General features: G+C 66.1%; 20 protein-coding genes. 7 read left to right on the plus strand and 13 right to left on the minus strand.

Translation table 11 applies throughout. The annotated features are described in order from the left end of the window. Positions 1 to 40: 40 nt before the first annotated feature. From miaB to ACWPWT_RS08640, 8 genes are all read right to left on the minus strand, one after another. Positions 41 to 1363, minus strand: a complete 1323-nt coding sequence (gene miaB, locus ACWPWT_RS08605) for a tRNA (N6-isopentenyl adenosine(37)-C2)-methylthiotransferase MiaB (protein WP_454279334.1) — start codon at positions 1361 to 1363, stop codon at positions 41 to 43. Positions 1364 to 1497: 134 nt separating this feature from the next. Then, complete coding sequence (locus tag ACWPWT_RS08610) at positions 1498 to 1893, minus strand: hypothetical protein (protein ID WP_454279335.1); 396 nt, start codon at positions 1891 to 1893, stop codon at positions 1498 to 1500. 78 nt (positions 1894 to 1971) lie between these two features. Further along, complete coding sequence (locus ACWPWT_RS08615; protein WP_454279336.1) at positions 1972 to 2721, minus strand: lysophospholipid acyltransferase family protein; 750 nt, start codon at positions 2719 to 2721, stop codon at positions 1972 to 1974. Then, positions 2721 to 3143, minus strand: a complete 423-nt coding sequence (locus ACWPWT_RS08620) for a Fur family transcriptional regulator (RefSeq protein WP_261269321.1) — start codon at positions 3141 to 3143, stop codon at positions 2721 to 2723. The genes ACWPWT_RS08615 and ACWPWT_RS08620 overlap by 1 nt, the downstream gene beginning before the upstream one ends. A 99-nt stretch (positions 3144 to 3242) precedes the next feature. Next, positions 3243 to 3713 carry a GNAT family N-acetyltransferase gene (locus tag ACWPWT_RS08625; protein ID WP_261269320.1) on the minus strand — a complete coding sequence of 157 codons (471 nt, stop codon included), beginning with the start codon at positions 3711 to 3713 and terminating at the stop codon, positions 3243 to 3245. Beyond that, positions 3713 to 4351, minus strand: coding sequence for a tRNA (adenosine(37)-N6)-threonylcarbamoyltransferase complex dimerization subunit type 1 TsaB (tsaB, locus tag ACWPWT_RS08630; RefSeq protein ID WP_454279337.1), 639 nt, complete (start codon positions 4349 to 4351; stop codon positions 3713 to 3715). Before tsaB ends, ACWPWT_RS08625 begins: the two co-directional genes overlap by 1 nt. Before the next feature lie 8 nt (positions 4352 to 4359). After that, positions 4360 to 4950, minus strand: coding sequence for a malonic semialdehyde reductase (locus ACWPWT_RS08635; RefSeq protein WP_454279338.1), 591 nt, complete (start codon positions 4948 to 4950; stop codon positions 4360 to 4362). Further along, a complete protein-coding gene (locus tag ACWPWT_RS08640) occupies positions 4950 to 5522 on the minus strand; it encodes a NifU family protein (protein ID WP_261269317.1) in 573 nt (190 codons plus the stop codon). Before ACWPWT_RS08640 ends, ACWPWT_RS08635 begins: the two co-directional genes overlap by 1 nt. A 193-nt stretch (positions 5523 to 5715) precedes the next feature. On the opposite strand from ACWPWT_RS08640, the gene ACWPWT_RS08645 reads away from it, so the two are divergent. Further along, a protein-coding gene (locus tag ACWPWT_RS08645; protein WP_454278138.1) for an IS5 family transposase occupies positions 5716 to 6473 on the plus strand; the annotation gives its coding sequence in 2 pieces (ribosomal slippage) (positions 5716 to 6049 and positions 6049 to 6473; 759 coding nt in all). 16 nt (positions 6474 to 6489) lie between these two features. Here the strand turns inward: ACWPWT_RS08645 and ACWPWT_RS08650 are convergent. Further along, positions 6490 to 7119: an aspartyl/asparaginyl beta-hydroxylase domain-containing protein gene (locus tag ACWPWT_RS08650; RefSeq protein ID WP_454279339.1), complete on the minus strand. Its 630-nt coding sequence runs from the start codon at positions 7117 to 7119 to the stop codon at positions 6490 to 6492. A 338-nt stretch (positions 7120 to 7457) separates the two neighbouring features. On the opposite strand from ACWPWT_RS08650, the gene ACWPWT_RS08655 reads away from it, so the two are divergent. Both ACWPWT_RS08655 and typA read left to right on the plus strand, forming a co-directional pair. Continuing rightward, entirely contained in the window at positions 7458 to 10430 is a 2973-nt protein-coding gene (locus tag ACWPWT_RS08655) for a M16 family metallopeptidase (protein WP_454279340.1), read from the plus strand. A gap of 246 nt (positions 10431 to 10676) precedes the next feature. After that, positions 10677 to 12518, plus strand: a complete 1842-nt coding sequence (typA, locus tag ACWPWT_RS08660) for a translational GTPase TypA (RefSeq protein ID WP_261269314.1) — start codon at positions 10677 to 10679, stop codon at positions 12516 to 12518. 1065 nt (positions 12519 to 13583) lie between these two features. Here typA and ACWPWT_RS08665 read toward each other — a convergent pair. The 4 genes from ACWPWT_RS08665 to ACWPWT_RS08680 are packed head-to-tail and all read right to left on the minus strand — an operon-like array spanning position 13584 to position 15937. Then, positions 13584 to 14471, minus strand: coding sequence for an LOG family protein (locus tag ACWPWT_RS08665; protein ID WP_454279341.1), 888 nt, complete (start codon positions 14469 to 14471; stop codon positions 13584 to 13586). A 33-nt stretch (positions 14472 to 14504) separates the two neighbouring features. Further along, positions 14505 to 15167, minus strand: coding sequence for an extensin family protein (locus ACWPWT_RS08670; RefSeq protein WP_454279342.1), 663 nt, complete (start codon positions 15165 to 15167; stop codon positions 14505 to 14507). Between the two features lie 42 nt (positions 15168 to 15209). Then, positions 15210 to 15431, minus strand: a complete 222-nt coding sequence (locus ACWPWT_RS08675; RefSeq protein WP_261269311.1) for a helix-turn-helix domain-containing protein — start codon at positions 15429 to 15431, stop codon at positions 15210 to 15212. Beyond that, complete coding sequence (locus ACWPWT_RS08680) at positions 15431 to 15937, minus strand: DUF2975 domain-containing protein (protein ID WP_454279343.1); 507 nt, start codon at positions 15935 to 15937, stop codon at positions 15431 to 15433. The genes ACWPWT_RS08675 and ACWPWT_RS08680 overlap by 1 nt, the downstream gene beginning before the upstream one ends. Positions 15938 to 16255: 318 nt before the next feature. On the opposite strand from ACWPWT_RS08680, the gene ACWPWT_RS08685 reads away from it, so the two are divergent. The 4 genes from ACWPWT_RS08685 (at position 16256) to ACWPWT_RS08700 (ending at position 20746) form a co-directional block, all read left to right on the plus strand. Next, positions 16256 to 17410, plus strand: coding sequence for a phosphoserine transaminase (locus ACWPWT_RS08685; protein ID WP_454279344.1), 1155 nt, complete (start codon positions 16256 to 16258; stop codon positions 17408 to 17410). A gap of 151 nt (positions 17411 to 17561) precedes the next feature. Then, positions 17562 to 19139 (plus strand): phosphoglycerate dehydrogenase, encoded by a 1578-nt coding sequence (gene serA, locus ACWPWT_RS08690; RefSeq protein WP_454279345.1) that lies wholly within the window; start codon positions 17562 to 17564, stop codon positions 19137 to 19139. A gap of 162 nt (positions 19140 to 19301) precedes the next feature. Next, entirely contained in the window at positions 19302 to 19643 is a 342-nt protein-coding gene (locus ACWPWT_RS08695; protein ID WP_454279346.1) for an endonuclease domain-containing protein, read from the plus strand. Beyond that, on the plus strand, positions 19640 to 20746 hold the full coding sequence (locus ACWPWT_RS08700) for an ATP phosphoribosyltransferase regulatory subunit (RefSeq protein ID WP_454279347.1): 1107 nt from the start codon (positions 19640 to 19642) through the stop codon (positions 20744 to 20746). The genes ACWPWT_RS08695 and ACWPWT_RS08700 overlap by 4 nt, the downstream gene beginning before the upstream one ends. The last annotated feature ends 77 nt before the right edge of the window (positions 20747 to 20823 follow it).

Below are 20823 nucleotides of genomic sequence, written 5' to 3' on the forward strand. Positions count from 1 at the left end.
CTTCGACTTCGCTCAGCCCGAACGGAGGTAGGGGGACGGCTTACGCCGCCGCCTTGACCTTCGCCTGTCCGGTCAGGGAGTTCGGGCCCGCCGCGACCAGTTCGACCTCGACCAGATCGCCAATCTGATGGTCGCCGATCAGGTGGACCGACTGCAGCCAGGGCGACTTGCCCAGCATCTGGCCGGGCAGCTTGCCGCGCCGCTCGATCAGGACGGTGCAAGCGCGGCCGACCGAATTCGCATTGAAGGCGTGCTGGTCGCGGTTGAGCGCGGCCTGGAGACGCTGGAGCCGGTCGTCCATCACCTCGGCGGGCACCTGATCGGCCATGGTCGCGGCGGGGGTGCCGGGTCGGGGCGAATATTTGAAGCTGAACGCCTGGGCATGGCCCATCGCATCGACCAAGCTCAGCGTGTCGGCGAATTCGGCCTCGGTCTCGCCGGGGAAGCCGACGATGAAATCGCCGGACAGCGCAATGTCGGGCCGCGCCGCGCGCACGCGGTCGATCACCCGCATATAGCTGTCGCGCGTATGCTGGCGGTTCATCGCCTTCAGGATGCGGTCGCTGCCCGACTGGACCGGCAGGTGGAGGAAGGGCATCAGGCTCTCGACGTCGCGATGCGCGTCGATCAGCCCCTGCGTCATGTCATTGGGATGGCTGGTCGTGTAGCGGATGCGGTGCAGCCCCGGAATCCGGTCCATCTCGCGGATCAGGCCGTGCAGGCCGCGATCGTAGGCGTCGTTCCAGGCATTGACGTTCTGGCCCAGCAGCGTGATCTCGCGCGCACCCGCATCGACCAGCGCGCGCGCCTCGTCCATGATCGCCGAATAGGAGCGGCTGACCTCCGCCCCGCGCGTATAGGGCACCACGCAATAGGTGCAGAATTTGTCGCATCCTTCCTGCACGGTCAGAAAGGCGGATGGGCCGACCTTGCGGCGGCCGGGCAAATGGACGAATTTCGACTCGAACGGCATGTCGGTGTCGAGCGCGGCCTCGCCCGCCGCCGCCTTGGCGACCAGTTCGGGCAGATTGTGATAGGCTTGCGGGCCCACCACCACGTCCACCTTGGCGCGACGAACGATTTCCGCCCCCTCGGCCTGTGCGACGCAACCGGCCACCGCGATCATCGGCTTGCGGCCCTGTTCGCCCGCATCCTTTCGCAGGCGGCCGATATCCGAATAGACTTTCTCGGTCGCCTTTTCGCGGATGTGGCAGGTATTCAGCACCACCAGATCGGCGGCGGCGGCATCGTCGGTCGCGGATAGGCCCTGCGCGGCCATCAACTCGGCCATGCGTTCGCCATCATAGACGTTCATCTGGCAGCCGAAGGACTTGACGTGAAAGGTCTTGGGGGATGCGGGCATGACGCGCCCCTTATCGCAAATCACACGCCCTCGCCAGCGTCGGCTGTCGCCCCACGCCATCGCTCCGGCGAAGCTCTGGGCCTCCGGCGACCGGCCAGTTCGTCAGAGATCCCCGCATTCGCCGGGATGACGGATCACGGGGAGGCGGGCAGGCAGACGCGGGTTTCGTCCGCCATGTCGCTGCTCTGGCGATAGAGATCGGTAAAGGCCGAATAGGCCGCGTCGCGTGTCGCGGTGGATTTGGTCGCGCCATAGCGGGTGATGGTCACCGCTTCCGCATCGCTGGCCACCGGGCCGCTGGCCCCCTTGGTCAGGACGCGGACCAGGGCCGTGCGGGTCGGTTCGTTATGGCTGGCATACCAGCCATTGTGTGCCGCGACCGCCTTGGCGAAGGTCGCCCATTGGCCGGGCTTGATCTTGCTGTGGCGGATCGTCGCGGGTTGTGTGCCGTCGGGGCAGGGATTGCCCGTCTGTGCAACGGCCGCGCTCGCGGCGAACAGGCTGGCGGCAACGACGATCGTCCTGAACATGGTCCACCCCCCGAAGGAATGACCCGATCCTATCGCGGCATCCTATTCGTGCCGACGGCCAAATTCAGGGGAGCGATGTCAGGACGCGGCGATCCGCGCCCGCGCCTCGGCTGCCATGGCCTTGCGATCGGGAAAGTCGGCGGGATCGAACGGATCGAGATAGTGGAGCGTCACCCTGAACCGCCCCGCCCGACGCAGCACGCGCTTGGCATGGGCATCGCCTGGGTCGGTGCCGAGCCACGCCAGATCGCCGGACGCCGCGCCATAGTCGATCCTGACCGGTTGCACCCGGATGCCGGGGATCGGAGGAACCAGCGCGGCGAACAATGCGGGCTTGAAGGGCAGGAGGCTAAGGTCGTCCCCTGTCGTGCCTTCGGGAAAGATCGCCAGCGGCTGTCCCTCGGCCAGTGCCGCGCGGATCGTCGCCACCTGATCGCTGACGCCCAGCCGGTCGCCGCGCTCGACGAACAGGGTGCGGTTCAGCCCCGCCAGCCAGCCGATCAGCGGCAGCGCCGCCACTTCCGCCTTCGCGACGAAGCGCGCGCCCGCCGTACCGGCGAGCAGGAGGATGTCGAACCAGCTGAGATGGTTGGCCACGATCACCGCATCGCGGGTCAGCGGGCGGCCGACGATCCGAATATCCGCGCCCAGGATGATCGCCACCCGCCGCAGGAACCGGCGCGGCCATGGCGAGCGGCGCCCGACCGCGCGCCATATTCCGTGCAATGTCAGTGCGACCAGCAGCGCGCCGATAATGCACGAAAGGCGGCCCGCTGCACGCAGGCCGCCTTTGCTGTCGACTTCGTCGGACGAGGCGATCGCCGCCATCATCCCTTGCGGTCGAGGCTGACGCCGTAAAGCTCCATCCGGTGATCGACCAGGCGGAAGCCCAGCTTCTCCGCGATCGCCTTTTGCAGCAACTCCAGTTCCGGGTCGACGAACTCGATCACCCGGCCCGTCTCGACATCGATCAGATGGTCGTGATGCGCCTCGGGCGAGGGTTCGTAGCGCGCACGGCCGTCGCCGAAATCGTGACGGTCGAGGATGCCTGCCTCTTCGAACAGGCGGACGGTGCGATAGACGGTCGCGATCGAAATGCCTGGATCGATCTTGGCGGCGCGCTCATAGACCTTTTCCACATCGGGATGGTCCTCTGCCTCCGACAGGACGCGGGCGATCACGCGGCGCTGTTCGGTGATGCGCAGTCCCTTTTGTGCGCACAGCGCTTCGAGATCGATTTTGCGGGCCATGGTAACGTTCAACTCCGGGTGTTCGTCCCCTATGTACGCGCAAAGCCTTGTTGCGAAAAGGGGATAGCGACTCGCAATAACCCGGAAACTGTAATCGGGTCAGCCGATGGCGCGGGTATAGGTATGGGCGTCATAGTGCCGCCCGTCTGCGCCCTTGTAATAATTGCGCCGTTCCCCGCACTTGGCAAAGCCGTGCGCGGTGTAGAACAGCACGGCGGGATTGTTCGCGCGGACCTCCAGATGCAGGGTGACGACCCCGCGCGCGGCGCAGTCGGCGACGACCATCTCGACCAGGGCGCTGGCGATTCCGTTGCGGCGATAATCGGGTGCGACCCCGAGCAGCAGCAACTCCGCCTCGTCCATCACCGACCGGGTCAATGCGAAACCGGCCGCCTCGCCGCCCGCCTCCGCGATCAGCAGATGGATGCCCGGCATCGTCATCACGCCCAGCAATTGCGCGCGGGTCCAGGCCTCTCCCCAGATCGGGTCGAAGGCGGCGGCCATGACCTGTTCGATCACCCCGGCATCGCGCGCATCGCCGTCGCGCAGTGTCAGGCTGATGCTTGCCATCAGGCGGCAAGGCCCGGCGGGGTGATCCCGCCGGGCAGCTTGGCGTCGGGCGCACGGCCATAGACGGGGCGGGGGGGCAGATCGATCAGCGAATCGGGCAAACGCCACGCCTCCGCCGCATCGGGCAACATCTCTGTCACTCGCAGATCGGGTTGCAATGCGGTCAGCCAGCGAACGCCGTTGCCGACGGCGGCCCGCCCATCGAGCGACGCCAGCGCCGCATCGGGCTTCATCGACGCGAAGGGGGTGAGGGGCGTCAGGTCGCGCGCAAAGGCCTGTACGAACACCTCGCCATGTCCACCTTCCAGCACGACCGAGACGCCATCGTCGTCGGCGGTCGCGAAGAAGGCCGCCGCGACCAGCGCCAGCGAATGATAGCCCGATGCTTTGACGCCCCATCCCAGCGCCAACCCGCGCGCAGCGGCAATGCCGACGCGAATGCCGGTGAAGCTGCCCGGCCCGCAATCGACCAATATGCGTTCCGCCCGCCCGCCGTCCGGCAGGCCGGCGATCATCGGCACCAGCTTTTCGGCATGGCCGCGCCCGACCACGTCATGCGCGCGGGCGATCACCCGCGCGCCGTCCAGAAGGGCGACCGAGCAGGCGGCGGTGGCGGTGTCGATGACCAGCGTGCGCAAGATGGGGATCAGACGATGCGGTTGGCTTGTTCGAACGCCAGGCGTGGATTGCGCGGGTGCAGGGTCTCGCGGTCGCCATAGCCCAGGGTGGCGATGAAGTTGGACCGCACGCCCGGCTGATCGGCGAAGAACGCCTTGTCCACCGCGCCCTGATCGAAGCCCGACATCGCGCCGGTGTCCAGCCCCAGCGCGCGCGCGGCCAGGATCAGATAGGCGCCCTGAAGCGAGCTGTTGCGGAAGGCCGAGGCCTCGCGCAACTCGGTATTGCCGTCGAACCAGCTCTTGGCATCGACATGCGGGAAAAGCTGCGGCAGGTTTTCGTGGAAATTTACGTCCATGCCGATGACCACGGCGGCGGGCGCGGCGCGGATCTTGTCCGGATTGCTGCCGGTGGCGCAATCGGCCAGCCTGTCCTTCGCCTCCTGGCTCAGGCACCAGACCATCCGCGCGGGGCTCTGGTTGGTCGAAGTCGGGGGCATCTTCATCAGATCCCAGAGCGCCCGGATCTCGTCCTCGCCGACCGGCTTGTCGAGATAATGGTTGAAGGTCCGGCCCTCGCGGAACAGCCGGTCCAGGCTGGCGTCGTCGATCGGATCCATCAGACGGCTCTCACTTCGGTGACTTCAGGGACATAATGGCGCAGCAACTGCTCGATGCCATTCTTCAACGTCGCAGTCGAGGAGGGGCAGCCGGCGCACGCGCCCTGCATCTTGAGGAACACCTTGCCCTTGTCGAAACCGCGATAGACGATGTCGCCACCGTCATTCGCCACTGCGGGCCGAACGCGCGTGTCGATCAGTTCGCGAATCTGCGCGACGATGTCGGCATCCTCGGGATCGTCGGCAAACGCCTCTTCCTCGCCCGGCACCGCGAAATCGGCCGCGCCCTGTTTGAACAGCGGCATCTGCGCCGAGAAATGATCGAGCAGGATACCCAGCACATCGGGCTTCACATCCGACCATTCGGTGCCCGGTGCGATCGTCACCGAGACGAAGTCGCGGCCGAAGAACACGCCCGTCACATCGCCCAAGTTGAAGATCGCCTCGGCCAGCGGGCTGGCGGCGGCTTCCTCGGGCGAGGCGAAGTCGCGGGTGCCGCTGTCCATCACCTTGCGGCCGGGCAGGAATTTCAGCGTCGCCGGGTTGGGCGTCAGTTCGGTCTCGATCAGCATGGCCCTCATGTGGCGCGGGCGGCGGCGGGGATCAAGCGCGAGCGGGGAAAGGATGCGTTTCCCCGCCGCAACCTGTGCCTTTGCGGGGATGGCCGCGAGCGCGCAAATCCCTCTCGGCATGATGCCTCGCCTAGGGTCAGGACCCATTGATGTGAGCGTCGCGATCTGATTCAGGCTCCGCAAGGAGACCGAGATGAGTGACCTGTTTTGGCTGACGGACGAGCAGATGGAGCGGCTGCGGCCCTTCTTTCCCAAGAGCCATGGCAAGCCGAGGGTGGACGACCGGCGGGTGCTGAGCGGCATCGTATTCGTCAATCGCAACGGGCTTCGCTGGCGAGATGCGCCTAGCGAGTATGGCCCCCACAAGACGCTGTACAATCGGTGGAAGCGTTGGGGCGAGGCCGGCGTGTTCACGCGAATGATGGAAGGTCTGGCTGCAGCTGGCGCCGAGCCGCAGACGGTCATGATCGACGCAACCTATCTGAAGGCGCACCGCACGGCATCAAGCCTGCGGGTAAAAAAGGGGATCTTGGCCGCCTGATCGGCCGCACCAAAGGCGGTATGAATACCAAGCTACATGCCGTCGCCGATGCAAACGGGCGCCCCTTAAGCTTTTTCATGACCGCGGGCCAGGTCAGCGACTACACCGGCGCGGCAGCGCTGCTGGATGACATGCCGAAGGCGCAGTGGCTGCTCGGCGACCGCGGCTACGACGCCGACTGGTTCAGGGACGCCCTCCAGGCCAAAGGCATCCAGCCCTGCATCCCGGGCCGGCGATCACGCAACGAGCCGGTCAAATACGACAAGCGCCGCTACCGGCGCCGCAGCCGCATCGAGATCATGTTCGGCCGCCTCAAAGACTGGCGTCGGGTCGCTACCCGCTACGATCGCTGCCCCACTGCCTTCTTTGCCGCCGTCACCCTCGCTGCCACCGTCATCTTCTGGCTGTGATCAACGAGTCCTGACCCTAGATCCGCCCGCGCAACAGCCGCAGCACCGTGCCCGCCACCCACTGCCCCGGCCGCTTGAGCGGGCGGGCGAAGCGGATGCGCAGGACGATTCGCTGCCCGCCGGCCTCGTTCCAGATTTCATGATCGAAGCTGTCGTCGAAGATCAGCGTCTCGCCCTCGGCCCAGCGAAGGATGCGATCGCGAATCCGAATCCGCGCCCCGCCGTCGCGCGGCACGGCCAGCCCGAGGTGACAGGTGATCAGCCCCTTGGTCGCCCCGCGCCGTGCGCCCAGATGCGCTCCGGGCGTCAGCGTGGCGAAGGCCGCATCGTACAGGCCGGGAATCGCGCCAAGGCTCGCGGCGGTACGCGGACATCGCCCCAGATGCTCTTCCACCGCTTCGCCATGCTGCCAGAGCGGGATCAGGGCGAAGGGCGAAATCGCCAACGCTTCCCGGGCGATCGCCGCCCACTCGCGACGCAGCGCGGCGGTCCAGGTGAAATCGCGAACGTCGAGCACCGGATCGTTGGACGCCAGCGACTGGGTGGCGATCAGCGGGTCGAACAGGCGGGTGAATCGGTGGAGCAGGGGGCTATGGCCTGTGTCGGCGGCGGGAATCTGCGAGGCGGCGGGCGGGGGAACCAGCATGGCCACCTGTCCGTCTCGCCTCGAATCGCTCCGGATAGCCATGGGGGCAGGCGATGGCACGCTATGATCCGGCTTGACCGATTCCGGCCATATTGTGTTCGACGCCCGCCGCCGGGCACCGGCATTCATCGACTTGGTCATCACGCTTTGCACATCCCCGGCCCGTCTCCCGCGTCCGGGCATTTGGCGGCCCTTGTCACGCTGGATCGGTGATCTCGGCCTAGTCGCATAGTGCGCCCAAATGATGGCGCTCGGTCCGGCGGCGCGGCGCGATCAAGGCGATTTGGGGCGATTTAGGGGCGACTGGCGAAGCGGCGGGTCGCAGGGTAAGAGGGGGGATGGCGTTTCCGTCCCGCGCAATGCGCTGTCTTGCCCTGTCGGTCCTTCTCGGGCTGGCGCTTCCTGTCATCGGCCAGGCCCCCGGGGGGACGCCCCCCCAGACCAACAGGCCGGACGACCGATCGGTCCCGCAGGGGATGCCGGTCCCCGCCACCGTGGCGACCGCGCCGCAGGAGGCGGTCCGCGATCCGCTCGCCCCGCTGCCGCCAATTCCAGGCGTGGACCAGAGCGCATGGCTCTACAAGGACTCCGATCTGCCGCAGGACAAGGCGTGGAAGTTCGGCACCTTGCCCAATGGTCTCCGCTATGCCGTCCGGCGCAACGGCGTGCCGCCGGGGCAGGTGGCGGTTCGCGTGCGGATCGATGCCGGGTCGCTCAACGAACGCGATTCGGAGCGCGGCTTTGCCCATCTGATCGAGCATCTGTCCTTTCGCGGATCGCAGCATGTGCCCGATGGCGAGGCCAAACGCATCTGGCAGCGGCTGGGCGCGACCTTCGGCTCGGATTCCAACGCGTCCACTACCCCGACCCAGACCGTCTATCAGCTCGACCTGCCCGGCGCGACCGAGCAGGGGCTGGACGAAAGCCTGAAGATTCTGGCGGGCATGATGGCCGCTCCGTCGCTGACGGCGGAAGCGCTCAATGCCGAACGCCCGGTGGTGCTGGCAGAACGGCGCGAACAGCCGGGGCCGCAGGTCCGCTATTCGGACAAGCTGCGCGAAACCTTCTTCGCCGGACAGCCACTGGCCGAGCGTTCCCCGATCGGTCAGCTCAAGACCCTGGAGGCCGCGACGCCCGATACGGTGCGCGCCTTTCACGACCGCTGGTATCGTCCCGAAAATACCGTGGTGATCATTTCGGGCGATCTCGACCCGCTGCTGTTCGCGCGTCTGGTCGCCAAGAATTTCGGGGCGTGGCAAGGCGTCGGCCCCAAGCCGCCCGCGCCCGATTTCGGCAGCCCCAGGGCGGATGCGCCGGTGGCGGGTGCGCTGGTCGAACCGGCCATGCCGCCGGTCGTCGCGATGGCGGTGCTGCGCCCTTGGCATTATCAGGACGATACGGCGATCTTCAACCAGAAGCGGATGGTCGACATGGTCGCCGCCCGGCTGATCAGCCGTCGCCTGGAAAACCGTGCGCGGGCGGGGGGCAGCTTCCTGCAATCCAGCGTCGCGCTCGACGATGTCTCGCGCTCGGCCAATGTCACCACGGTCAATGTCGTCCCGATCGGTGACAATTGGGAGGCCGCGCTGAAGGACGTGCGTGCCGTCATCGCCTCCGCCATGGCGAGCAAGCCGACACAAGGCGAGATCGATCGCGAACTGGCCGATTACGACGCGATCCTGCGTACCCAGGTCGAAACCGCGCGGGTGGAGGCCGGGGCGAAGCAGGCCGACGACATGGTCGGCGCGCTCGACATTCGCGAAACCGTGACCGCGCCCGAGACGAGCTATCAGATCCTGCGTCAGGCGATCGACAAGAAGATGTTCACGCCGGACACGATCCTCGCCTCCACCCGCAGGATATTCCAGGGCACCGCGACCCGCGCGCTGGTCAATACCCGCACGGCGAAGCCCGATGCGGTCGCGCGCCTGACCACTGCGCTGAAGGCCGATGTCCGCCCGCTGGCCGAGCATCGCCGTCGCCAGGGGGAGGTGACCTTCGCGCAGCTTCCCCGGCTGGGCCCGCCGGGCAAGGTCGTCTCGCGTGAAAAGATCGCCGAACTGGGGCTGGAGAAGGTCACCTTTGCCAATGGCACCCGGTTGCTGCTGCTCGCCAATGACGGCGAGACGGCGCGCGTCTATCTGCGGGTGCGGTTCGGGCGTGGCTATGATGCCTTGCCCGCCGACCGGGAGAGCGCGGCCTGGCCGGCGGACCTCGCCCTGGTTGCGGGCGGCATCGGCAAGTTCGACCAGGGCGATCTGGACCGGCTGACCGCCGGGCGTCGCATGGGGATGGACTTCGACATCGACGACGATGCCTTTGCCTTCAACGCACTGAGTGCCCCCAGCGACTATGCCGACAATCTGCGGCTGATGGCGACCAAGCTGGTCGCGCCGCGCTGGGACCCCGCGCCGGTCAATCGTGCCAAGGCGGCGATGCTCGCGGGCTATGACGGGTTCGATTCCTCGCCCGACGGGGTGCTGGGCCATGATCTGGAGCGGCTGTTGCGCGACGGCGACCCACGTTGGGGCACGCCCCCACGCGAGGCGATCCAGGCGACCACACCCGAATCCTTCAAGGCGCTCTGGGCGCCGCTGCTCGCCAGCGGGCCGATCGAAGTCTCGATCTTCGGCGACGTAAAGGCGGACGAGGCGATCGCGGCGGTGGCGAACAGCTTTGGTGCGATCCCGGCGCGGCCCACGGCGACGGGCCCGGTGCCGCCGGTTCGCTTTCCCGCCCATGTCGCGACCCCGGTCGTGCGGACGCATACCGGCCCCGCCGACCAGGCGGCGGCGGTGATCGTCTGGCCGACCGGCGGCGGATCGGCGGACGACCGCGTCCGCAACCGTCTGGACGTGCTGGCGCAGGTCTTTTCGGACCGGCTGATGGACCAACTCCGCTCCAAGGCGGGGGCAAGCTATAGTCCTCAGGTCGCCAGCCAATGGCCCGTCGGGCTGCCCGGCGGCGGGCGGATGATCGCGATCGGCATGGTCGCGCCCGACAAGGTCGATTTCTTCCTGACGACCGCCCGTGCCATCGCCGCCGATCTGGCCGCCCATCCTGTCGGCGCGGACGAGTTGCAACGGATCAAGCGGCCCATGGCGCAACGCTTGGCGCGCATGGCGTCGGGCAATCAGTTCTGGATGCAGCGCCTGGCGGGGGCGGCCTATGACCCGCAACGTGTCGAGGCGACCCAGCGCCTGGCGCAGGATTTCGTCTCGATCGGGCCCGCCGATATTCAGGCGGTGGCGGCCAAATATCTGCGGCCGGACACCGACTGGACGCTGAAGGTGGTGCCAAGGGCCAAGTAATCTCCTCCCCTTAGAGGGGGAGGTGGCAGCCCGAAGGGCTGACGGAGGGGTGTCACCACTAACGGGGTTACCCCTCCACCAGCTTCGCTGGTCCCCCTTCCCTTGCGGGAGAGGAACAAGGGATTGGCTCGCACGTTTTTTGCGCCAACCAGCTTTGTGCGCCGCAATATCCGCGCCGCCCTTTCGCTTTGCCCCGCTTTCGGCTATGGGCCGCGGCGACATACCCTCCGAACAAGAGAAATTTGCATGAGCCTCCGCAACGTGGCGATCATCGCGCACGTCGACCATGGCAAGACGACCCTGGTCGATCAGCTGTTCCGCCAGTCGGGCACCTTCCGCGACAACCAGCGCGTCGAAGAGCGCGCGATGGACTCCAACGACCTGGAAAAGGAGCGCGGGATCACGATTCTCGCCAAGCCGACCTCGGTCGACTGGACTCCGCCGGGCAGCGACGAGTCGATCCGCATCAACATCGTCGACACCCCCGGCCATGCCGACTTCGGCGGCGAGGTGGAGCGCATCCTGTCGATGGTCGACGGCGTCGTCCTCTTGGTCGACTCGTCGGAAGGCGCGATGCCGCAGACGAAGTTCGTGACCGGCAAGGCGCTGGCGCTCGGCCTGAAGCCGATCGTCGTCGTCAACAAGGTCGACCGCGCCGACGCGCGTATCCAGGAAGTGCTGGACGAAGTGTTCGACCTGTTCGTCTCGCTCGACGCGAATGACGAACAGCTGGACTTCCCCGTGCTCTACGCCTCGGGCCGCAACGGCTATGCCTCGACCGACATGGACGCGCGCGAAGGCACGCTGATCCCGATGTTCGAGACGATCGTGAACCACGTCCCCGCCCCGAAGGTGGAAGTCGAGGACGTGCCCTTCACCTTCCTGGTGACGCTGCTCGACCGCGACAACTTCCTGGGTCGCATCCTGACCGGCCGCGTCAACTCGGGCACGGTCAAGCTGAACCAGGCGATCCACGCGCTCGACGCCGAGGGCAATGTGATCGAAACGGGCCGCGCATCGAAGATCCTGTCGTTCCGCGGCCTGGACCGCGTGCCGGTGGACGAAGCCAAGGCGGGCGACATCATCTCGCTGGCCGGTCTGGCCGTCGCCACCGTGGCGAACACCATCGCCGACACCAGCGTGTCCGAGCCGCTTCAGGCGCAGCCGATCGATCCGCCGACGCTGTCGATGCGCTTCGCGGTCAACGACTCGCCGATGGCAGGCCGTGAGGGCACCAAGGTCACCAGCCGCATGATCCGCGACCGCCTGATGCGCGAAGCGGAATCGAACGTCGCGGTGAAGGTCACCGAGAGCGACGATCGTGACAGCTTCGAGGTTGCCGGTCGCGGCGAACTCCAGCTGGGCGTTCTGATCGAGACGATGCGCCGCGAAGGCTTCGAGCTGGGCATCAGCCGCCCGCGCGTGCTGTTCGGCGAGGACGAGGACGGCAAGAAGACCGAGCCGTACGAAACCGTCATCATCGACGTGGACGAGGAATATTCGGGCACGGTCGTCGAGAAGATGAATCTGCGCAAGGCCGAGATGACCGACATGCGTCCCTCGGGCGGCGGCAAGACCCGCATCACCTTCTCCGCGCCGTCGCGCGGCATGATCGGTTATCACGGCGAGTTCCTGTCGGACACGCGCGGCACCGGCATCATGAACCGCCTGTTCGAGAAGTACGGCCCCCACAAGGGCAAGATCGAGGGCCGCAAGAACGGCGTCCTGATCTCGAACGGCGCGGGCGAAGCGCAGGGCTATGCACTGGGTCCGCTCGAAGAGCGCGGCATCCTGTTCGTCGGGCACGGCGAAGCGCTGTACGAAGGCATGATCATCGGCGAGAACGCCAAGACGGATGACCTCGAGGTCAACCCGATGAAGGCGAAGCAGCTGACCAACTTCCGCGCGTCGGGCGGCAAGGATGACGCCATCCGCCTGACCCCGCCGAAGAAGATGACGCTGGAACAGGCCATCGCCTATATCGACGACGACGAGATGGTCGAAGTGACCCCGAAGTCGATCCGTCTGCGCAAGCGCTTCCTCGATCCCAACGAGCGCAAGCGCGCCGCGCGGTCGAAGGCGGCGTAATCAGGCTAGCCTATCGGAAAGGGGCCGGGCGGAAACGTCCGGCCCTTTTTCTTTGGGGTGCGTCCGTGGCCTTCGACTTTGCTCCGGCGGAAGCTGACGTGGGTATCGTTACCACCACAACCGGTATCGCCATCAGTGAAACGGGATGCTCCGGTTGGTCGCGACGGGGGTATCTCCGCTGCCGACGATCGTGTTAGTGTCAAATAATAGGGGCAGGGGCGAGGGAGAGGAATGCTGTTTGCAACTATCGTTTTGGCTCTCGCGACGGCAACGGCGGGAAGCTTTACGCCTGTCGAGGCACTCAACGTTAATGACTGGTTGAATTCGAACAACTACTTGGCCCGATCTCTTGCCCTCGAAGAACAGGGGCTCGTTCAAGCTGACATCTACGTCGACGAGCTTGGTAAGCAGAGGGCGTGCTACATTGTTGTGAGCAGCGGTTCTGACCTTTTGGACAGTCAAACGTGCGCAGCAGCGATGCAGAAGGGGAAGTTTGTGGCGGCACGATCTTCGGACGGACGCTCCATGCCAGGCATCTACAGCTTCCGAGCCCAATGGCGTCTGCAGGAGCGCCGCTCCTCTCCTCTCCCCCCTGACGTCACCCTTGAAGTTGCCCGCCTTCCGAACGGACTAAGGTCGGCCGGCGTACGCCTGCGTTACATTGTGGATGAAGCAGGCAAGATCGTTCAATGCGAAGTGGATATTACTAGCGGGGTGCCATCGCTTGACGCTGCAGCGTGCCGTGCGATGCCTGGGCGTTATACATTTGCTCCAGCGCGTGACCCAAACGGGGTCGCTCACAGGGTTGTGCGAACGCAGAGTGTAGGATTCGAAATACCGAAATAAGAAAGCCGTGAATTGCAGATCCCGGCGATGTGCGATGTGGACAGGGCGTGCAGATAAACTGTCATGAGCATTTCGTCGTGAGGAGTGGCTCCTTCGCCGCTTGATATCTACTTTTGGGCAAAAGCCGTCGCCCCGCCGCATATTTACTGAGATATCCAAAAACAAAGCCCGCCTCCGACGGGAGACGGGCTTTGCAAACGCCTTAAACGACGGAGCGAATTACCCCCGCTCGGCTTCCTTGCGGGCGCGTTCCTCATAGAAGTTGCGCACGACGTCCCAAGCTTCTTCGGCGGTTTCGACATAGGTGAAGATGCCCAGGTCGCGCTCGGACACCACGCCTTCTTCGACCAGCGCCTCGAAATTGACGACGCGCTCCCAAAAGGCGCGGCCGAACAGCAGCACGGGGATGGGTTGAATCTTGCCCGTCTGGATCAGGGTCAGTAGCTCGAACAGCTCGTCGAACGTGCCGAAGCCGCCCGGGAACGCCGCCAGCGCGCGGGCGTGCAGCAGGAAGTGCATCTTGCGCAGCGCGAAATAGTGGAACTGAAGCGACAGCGACGGCGTGACATAGGGGTTGGGCGCCTGCTCGTGCGGCAGGACGATGTTCAGGCCCACCGACTCGGCGCCGACGTCATGCGCGCCGCGATTGGCGGCCTCCATGATCGAGGGACCACCGCCCGAGCAGACCACGAATTGCCGCATGCCACGGTCGTCGCGGGGCAGGCGGCTGGTGATCTGTGCCAGCTCGCGTGCGATGTCGTAATATTTGCTCTTGGCGACGAGATTCTCGGCGATCTTGCGCGACTTGTCGTCATGCGCCAGATCGAGCATCGCCTTGGCCTTGGCGGGCTCCGGAATGCGCGCCGAGCCGTAGAAGACGAAAGTCGAGGCGATCTTGGCCTCTTCGAGCAGCAGCTGCGCCTTCAGCAATTCCAGCTGGAAACGGACGGGGCGAAGGTCTTCGCGCAGCAGGAAGTCCATGTCCTGAAAGGCCAGCGTGTAGGCCGGGCTTTCGGTCTGCGGCGTCGAGACGATCGTCTTGGCGCTTTCGGCGTCTTGGCTGGCATTGGGGAAGACGCGGTTCGGTACTTGGGTCTTATCGGTCATTTTGGGTGATGTAGGGTATCGATCCGGCGTGCGCTACCGGCAAAAATGCGCTCTATCGTCTTCAAGATGCAGGTGGTTACGGTGGGCTGCGTTGTAATCGGGGCTCAACACCGTGCCGAAGCGCCGACAGGCCGAGGCGCGGATGGTGGTCCAGAATTGCCGAATCTGCGGATCGGTCGAATACCAGTCGTTCAGCAGCGTGATCCGCCGCCCGTCCTTCAATACGAAGCCGCCGACATCCACCGCATTGGCTAGCGCATGCCCCGAACGCCGGTCGCCGATACGGGTGGATCCGACGATGTTGCGACAGGCATAGGTGCCCATGCCTTCCACCTTGACGAGCGGCGAGCCCAGGATCTGCCAGGCGGCGGGCGCGACGGCGTTGCGCACCCATCCGGCAAAGGCGCGGGCATTGCCGCATCGCATCGCCGTGACGCCGGTCACAGGGACGCCGATATCGGTCAGCTGTACCGCGCCGTACAAGCCGCAGCCGGGACCCAGCTCCTTGTCGGGCAGGCGGCGATAATCGACCCCTTCGCGCCGAAGGTCGGCCTCGCACTGTGCGGTTTCGCGGATCGGCGGGCGATAGGGTTCTGGACGCGTGGCCTGCTGAACGGGTCGGTCGGGACGGCCGCAGGCAGATAGGAGCATAGCCCCCAGAATCGGAATGACGAGAAACAGGGGGACGCGAACCATATGCCCCCTTGTTCCTCGCCGCTTCGCTTTTGTCAGCCCCGATCAGCCATGCGGAGGCGTGTCTGCGACATGTTCCAATATGTCGCCCGGCTGGCAGCCGAGCGCGGTGCAGATCGCATCCAGCGTGGTGAAGCGGATCGCCCGCGCCTTGCCGGTCTTCAGGATCGACAGATTGGCGAGCGTCAGGTCGACCCGCTCTGCCAGCTCGGTCAGCGACATACGCCGGTCGAGCAGCAGCCGGTCGAGATTGATGCGGATCGCCATCAGATCGTGCCCTCGGCATCCTCGCGCAGGCGCACGCCCTCGCGGAAGATTTGCGCCAGCACCAGGGTCAGCAGGACCGCGAACACACCGTCCACACCCATCGGCTTGACCATGCCCTGCGACTCGAAGGGCAGAATAGGGGGCAGGAGGATTTGCAGCACATAGGCGACCGCGATGGTCCCCGCGATCCAGTTGAGCCGCTTGACGTTGGCGAGGGTAAAGGGCGCGCCTGCCGCCGTGCTGCGCAACATCTGGATCAGCGGCAGCAGCGCGGCCCAGGCGAGGCCCAAGACCATCAGCATGACCGCCAGCGCGGCGGCGACCACGGCGGGAGTCTTGGTGTCGATCGCCTGCGCATTGACATGCACCGCCCCCAGCGCCCCCGGCGAAATCGCATCTACGATCAGCACGCCGACCGACGCCAGGATGACGGCCGTGACAAACGCCAGAATGGCGAGCAGCGCGGCGTACAGCAAGGTACTGATGTGACTGGCGAAGCGTGTCATGACGTTCTGTCCTCCCATTCCGAATCAATATTGATATTCAATAAGGATATATTGATTTTCGATCAATAGAGATATTGAAAAACGATATGTAGGAATGTCGGAGCCAACGGGGTGGAGTGATCTGCGCCGTGGGCGTTACGATCGTCCGGTAAGCCATGGAGCCACTGGACTTTGTAAAACCTCCACGCGCCGGCGCTTAGGGAATGCAAAAATTGCGCTACCCTAATTCTGGTTGTCATCTTCGATCGACATCGCTAGGGCCGTCGACGGGCCACGCGGTCCCAACGCCGCGCGTGCTCTCTGTGAGGAGAGTCTTAAATGACTGATACGATTGCCGCTGACGCCACTCTTGCGCCCGCGAAGCCCGCCACCAAACCGGCGCGCCCCTATTTCTCCAGCGGTCCCTGCGCCAAGCCTCCCGGTTGGGAAGCGGCCAAGCTCGCGACGGACAGCCTCGGCCGTTCGCATCGCTCGAAGCTGGGCAAGCAGCGGCTGCAATATTGCATCGACCTGATGCGCGAGCTGCTCAAGCTCCCCGACACCCACCGCATCGGCATCGTCCCCGGCTCCGACACCGGCGCGTTCGAGATGGCGATGTGGACCATGCTGGGCGCGCGCCCCGTCACCACCCTGGCCTGGGAAAGCTTCGGCGAGGGTTGGGTGACCGACGCGGTCAAGCAGTTGAAGCTCGATCCCACCGTCCTGCGCGCCGATTACGGCCAGATCGCCGATCTGAACGCGGTCGACTGGTCGAACGACGTGCTCTTCACTTGGAACGGCACCACTTCGGGCGTGCGCGTGCCCAATGGCGACTGGATCGCCGACGACCGCGAGGGCCTGTCCTTCGCCGACGCGACCAGCGCGGTGTTCGCCTATGACCTGCCCTGGGACAAGATCGATGTCGCGACCTTCTCGTGGCAGAAGGTGCTGGGCGGCGAGGGCGCGCACGGCGTCCTGATCCTGGGCCCCCGCGCGGTCGAGCGCCTCGAAACCTACACCCCCGCCTGGCCGCTGCCCAAGGTGTTCCGCCTGGTGTCGAAGGGCAAGCTGACCGAGGGCGTGTTCAAGGGCGAGACGATCAACACGCCGTCGATGCTGGCCGTCGAAGACGCGATCTTCGCGCTCGAATGGGGCAAGGCGCTGGGCGGCGCGGAGGCGCTGGTCAAGCGTTCGGACACCAATGCGGCGGCGTTGAACAAGATCGTCGAAGAGCGCGACTGGCTGGGCCATCTCGCGGCCGATCCGGCGATCCGCTCGACCACCAGCGTCTGCCTGACGGTCGAGGGCGCGGACGAGGCGGTCATCAAGAAGATGGCCGCGCTGCTGGAGGCCGAAGGGGCCGCCTATGACGTGGCGGGTTACCGCGACGCGCCCGCGGGCCTCCGCATCTGGTGCGGCGCCACGGTCGAGACCGCCGATATCGAGGCGCTCGGCCCCTGGCTCGACTGGGCCTACGCCACCGCCAAGGCCTGACCCTTCTTAGCCCTCTCCCCGCCGGGGAGAGGGTTGGGTGAGGGGCGGCACTAGGCTGATCCGCAGATGGATCGCCCAGCCCCAACCCCTCACCCCGACCCTCTCCCCAGCGGGGAGAGGGAGAAATTCCCCTATTCCCGGAGCAATCCCCATGCCCAAAGTTCTCATCAGCGACAAAATGGACCCTAAGGCCGCCCAGATCTTCCGCGAGCGCGGGGTCGAGGTGGACGAGATCACCGGCAAGACGCCGGACGAGCTGAAGGCGATCATCGGCCAGTATGACGGCCTGGCGATCCGCAGCTCGACCAAGGTCACCAAGGAGATCCTGGAGCACGCGACGAATTTGAAGGTCGTCGGCCGCGCCGGGATCGGTGTCGACAATGTCGACATCCCTGCCGCCAGCGCCAAGGGCGTGGTGGTGATGAACACCCCGTTCGGCAACTCGATCACGACCGCCGAACACGCCATCGCGCTGATGTTCGCGCTCGCCCGCCAGCTGCCCGAGGCCGATGCCTCGACCCAGGCCGGCAAGTGGGAGAAGAACCGCTTCATGGGCGTCGAACTCACGTCCAAGACGCTGGGCCTGATCGGCGCGGGTAATATCGGCTCGATCGTCGCCGACCGCGCACTGGGCCTGCGGATGAAGGTCGTCGCCTTCGACCCGTTCCTGACGCCCGAGCGCGCGGTGGAAATGGGCGTCGAGAAGGTGACGCTGGACGAGCTGCTCGCCCGTGCCGACTTCATCACGCTGCACACGCCGCTGACCGACCAGACCCGCAACATCCTGTCGGCCGAGAATCTCGCCAAGACCAAGAAGGGCGTGCGGATCATCAACTGCGCGCGTGGCGGTCTGGTCGATGAGGAGGCGCTGAAGGCCGGACTCGATTCGGGTCATATCGCGGGCGCGGCGCTCGACGTGTTCAAGGTGGAGCCCGCCAAGGAGAGCCCGCTCTTCGGCACGCCGAACTTCATCTCGACCCCGCATCTCGGCGCGTCGACCACCGAGGCGCAGGTCAATGTCGCGATCCAGGTCGCCGAGCAGATGGCCGATTTCCTGGTGTCGGGCGGCGTCACCAACGCGCTCAACATGCCCAGCCTGTCGGCCGAGGAAGCGCCCAAGTTGAAGCCGTACATGGCGCTCGCCGAAAAGCTGGGCGCGCTGGTCGGCCAGCTGACGACGGGCGCGATCGCGCGCATCTCGGTCCATACCGAGGGCGCGGCGGCCGACCTCAACGCCAAGCCGATGGTCAGCGCGGTGCTGGCCGGTTTCCTGCGCAACCAGACCGATACGGTCAACATGGTCAACGCGCCGCTGCTCGCCCGCGACCGCGGCGTCGAGGTGCGCGAAGTGCGGACCGAGCGCGAGGGCGACTACCACACGCTGCTGCGCGTGTCGGTCAAGACGGCGGACGGCGAGCGTTCGGTCGCGGGCACGCTGTTCGGCGATCAGGCCCCGCGCCTGGTCGAGCTGTTCGGCATCAAGGTCGAGGCCGATCTGGCCGGGCCGATGCTCTACGTCGTCAACGAGGACGCGCCGGGCTTTATCGGCCGCCTGGGCACCACGCTGGGCGAGGCGGGCGTCAATATCGGCACCTTCCACCTCGGCCGCCGCTCGGCGGGCGGCGAGGCGGTGCTGCTGCTCTCGGTCGACGAGGCGGTGGACGCGGATCTGCTCGCCAAGGTCAAGGCGCTGCCGGGCGTGAAGACCGCGATGGGCCTGGTGTTCTGATCGGTTGAGGTAAAAAAAAGCCCTCTTCCCCTCGGGGAGAGGGTTGGGTGAGGGGTGGGGGCTGGGCACAAATGTCTCGCCTCGCCCCTGCCCCTCACCCCGACCCTCTCCCCGAGGGGGAGAGGGAGTGGTATGCTCTCTTGACGAGGGGGAGCTATCGACATGAAGACGGATCCGATCCTTCGAGATCGTGCCCGCGCCATGCGCCGTGAGATGACCGAACCAGAGAAACGCCTCTGGCTCATCCTGCGCGACCGGCGCTTCCACGGCATCAAATTCTCCCGCCAAGTCCCGATCGGCCCCTATATCGCCGACTTCGCCGCGCGGTCCCACAAGCTGGTCATAGAGGTTGACGGCGATACGCATAGCGACCAATCACGCGACGCCCATCGCACCTCCACGCTGGCGCAGCATGGATATGCGGTGATCCGCTTTCAAAACGCGGATGTGATGACCAACCCCGACGGCGTGGCGCACACGCTGATGAACAGGTTTACCCGATGACCGCGCTCCTTCCCGAAGGCTATCACGACCGTCTTCCGCCCTATGCCGATGCCGCCGCATCGGTCGAGGCGCGGGTGCTGGAGGCGGCGCGGCTGCATGGCTATGAGCGCGCCGATCCGCCATCGATCGAGTTCGCCGAGGCGCTGGGCTCGCGGCTGAAGGCCGGGGGGCTGCATGATGCGGTGCGCTTCGTCGATCCGGTGTCGCAGCGCACGCTCGCCATCCGGCCCGACCTGACCGCGCAGGTGGCGCGGATCGCGGCCACGCGTATGGGGCATCACCCGCGCCCGGTGCGTCTGTCCTATGCCGGCACCGTCGTGCGCCTGCGCGGCTCCGAACTCGCCCCTGCGCGCGAGTGGCGGCAGATCGGGGCGGAGCTGATCGGGCTCGACTCGACCGCCGCCGCCACCGAAGTGGTGAGGGTCGCGGTCGAGGCCTTGGTCGCGGCGGGCACGACCGGCATTTCGATCGACTTCACCCTGCCCGATCTGGTCGACCTGCTGGCCACCGGGCCGCTGCCGGTCGCGGGAGACCAAGTGGCGGCGCTCCGCGATCGGCTGGATGCCAAGGATGCGGGCGGTGTCGCGGCGATCGCACCCGCCTATCTGCCGCTGGTCGAGGCCGCCGGGCCGTTCGCAACCGCCATCGCGCGTCTCCGCGCCTTCGATGCCCAGGGTGTGCTGGTCAGCCGTCTCGATGCACTGGAGGCCATCGCGGCCGCGCTGGGCGAGGGGGTGTCGATGACGCTCGATCCGACCGAGCGGCATGGTTTCGAATTCCAGAGCTGGCTGGGCTTCTCGCTCTTCGTCGCGGGGCCCCCGCGCGAGGTGGGACGCGGCGGCACCTATACGATCTTCCACGAGGATGGCGCGGAGGAGAAGGCAACCGGCTTCTCGCTCTATGCCGACGCCATCGTCGCCACCGCCCCGCCGACCGAGCGGCGGCGGCTGTTCCTCCCCTTCGGCACCGAGTCTGCGACGGGCGCCTCGCTGCGCGCGCAGGGCTGGGTGACGGTGCAGGCGCTGGAGGAGGGGGACACCCCGCAGGCACAGCTTTGCACCCATATCCTCGACGATGGTGAGCCGCGCGCCATCGCCGGTTGACATCAGGGGCCGCGTCCCGCTAGGCGCGCCCCGCACATCATTGGAAACCCCCCTCGCGCCGAGTCCTGTCGAAGGGC

Source organism: Sphingomonas sp. Marseille-Q8236, from assembly GCF_965112005.1.

What these genes read in the sequence shown, in the direction of transcription:
- miaB (WP_454279334.1), bottom strand. Translation starts at nt 1,363, where the DNA reads ATGCCCGCATCCCCCAAGACCTTTCACGTCAAGTCCTTCGGCTGCCAG.
- ACWPWT_RS08610 (WP_454279335.1), bottom strand. Translation starts at nt 1,893, where the DNA reads ATGTTCAGGACGATCGTCGTTGCCGCCAGCCTGTTCGCCGCGAGCGCG.
- ACWPWT_RS08615 (WP_454279336.1), bottom strand. Translation starts at nt 2,721, where the DNA reads ATGGCGGCGATCGCCTCGTCCGACGAAGTCGACAGCAAAGGCGGCCTG.
- ACWPWT_RS08620 (WP_261269321.1), bottom strand. Translation starts at nt 3,143, where the DNA reads ATGGCCCGCAAAATCGATCTCGAAGCGCTGTGCGCACAAAAGGGACTG.
- ACWPWT_RS08625 (WP_261269320.1), bottom strand. Translation starts at nt 3,713, where the DNA reads ATGGCAAGCATCAGCCTGACACTGCGCGACGGCGATGCGCGCGATGCC.
- ACWPWT_RS08635 (WP_454279338.1), bottom strand. Translation starts at nt 4,950, where the DNA reads ATGGATCCGATCGACGACGCCAGCCTGGACCGGCTGTTCCGCGAGGGC.
- ACWPWT_RS08640 (WP_261269317.1), bottom strand. Translation starts at nt 5,522, where the DNA reads ATGCTGATCGAGACCGAACTGACGCCCAACCCGGCGACGCTGAAATTC.
- ACWPWT_RS08650 (WP_454279339.1), bottom strand. Translation starts at nt 7,119, where the DNA reads ATGCTGGTTCCCCCGCCCGCCGCCTCGCAGATTCCCGCCGCCGACACA.
- ACWPWT_RS08655 (WP_454279340.1), top strand. Translation starts at nt 7,458, where the DNA reads ATGGCGTTTCCGTCCCGCGCAATGCGCTGTCTTGCCCTGTCGGTCCTT.
- typA (WP_261269314.1), top strand. Translation starts at nt 10,677, where the DNA reads ATGAGCCTCCGCAACGTGGCGATCATCGCGCACGTCGACCATGGCAAG.
- ACWPWT_RS08665 (WP_454279341.1), bottom strand. Translation starts at nt 14,471, where the DNA reads ATGACCGATAAGACCCAAGTACCGAACCGCGTCTTCCCCAATGCCAGC.
- ACWPWT_RS08670 (WP_454279342.1), bottom strand. Translation starts at nt 15,167, where the DNA reads ATGGTTCGCGTCCCCCTGTTTCTCGTCATTCCGATTCTGGGGGCTATG.
- ACWPWT_RS08675 (WP_261269311.1), bottom strand. Translation starts at nt 15,431, where the DNA reads ATGGCGATCCGCATCAATCTCGACCGGCTGCTGCTCGACCGGCGTATG.
- ACWPWT_RS08680 (WP_454279343.1), bottom strand. Translation starts at nt 15,937, where the DNA reads ATGACACGCTTCGCCAGTCACATCAGTACCTTGCTGTACGCCGCGCTG.
- ACWPWT_RS08685 (WP_454279344.1), top strand. Translation starts at nt 16,256, where the DNA reads ATGACTGATACGATTGCCGCTGACGCCACTCTTGCGCCCGCGAAGCCC.
- serA (WP_454279345.1), top strand. Translation starts at nt 17,562, where the DNA reads ATGCCCAAAGTTCTCATCAGCGACAAAATGGACCCTAAGGCCGCCCAG.
- ACWPWT_RS08695 (WP_454279346.1), top strand. Translation starts at nt 19,302, where the DNA reads ATGAAGACGGATCCGATCCTTCGAGATCGTGCCCGCGCCATGCGCCGT.
- ACWPWT_RS08700 (WP_454279347.1), top strand. Translation starts at nt 19,640, where the DNA reads ATGACCGCGCTCCTTCCCGAAGGCTATCACGACCGTCTTCCGCCCTAT.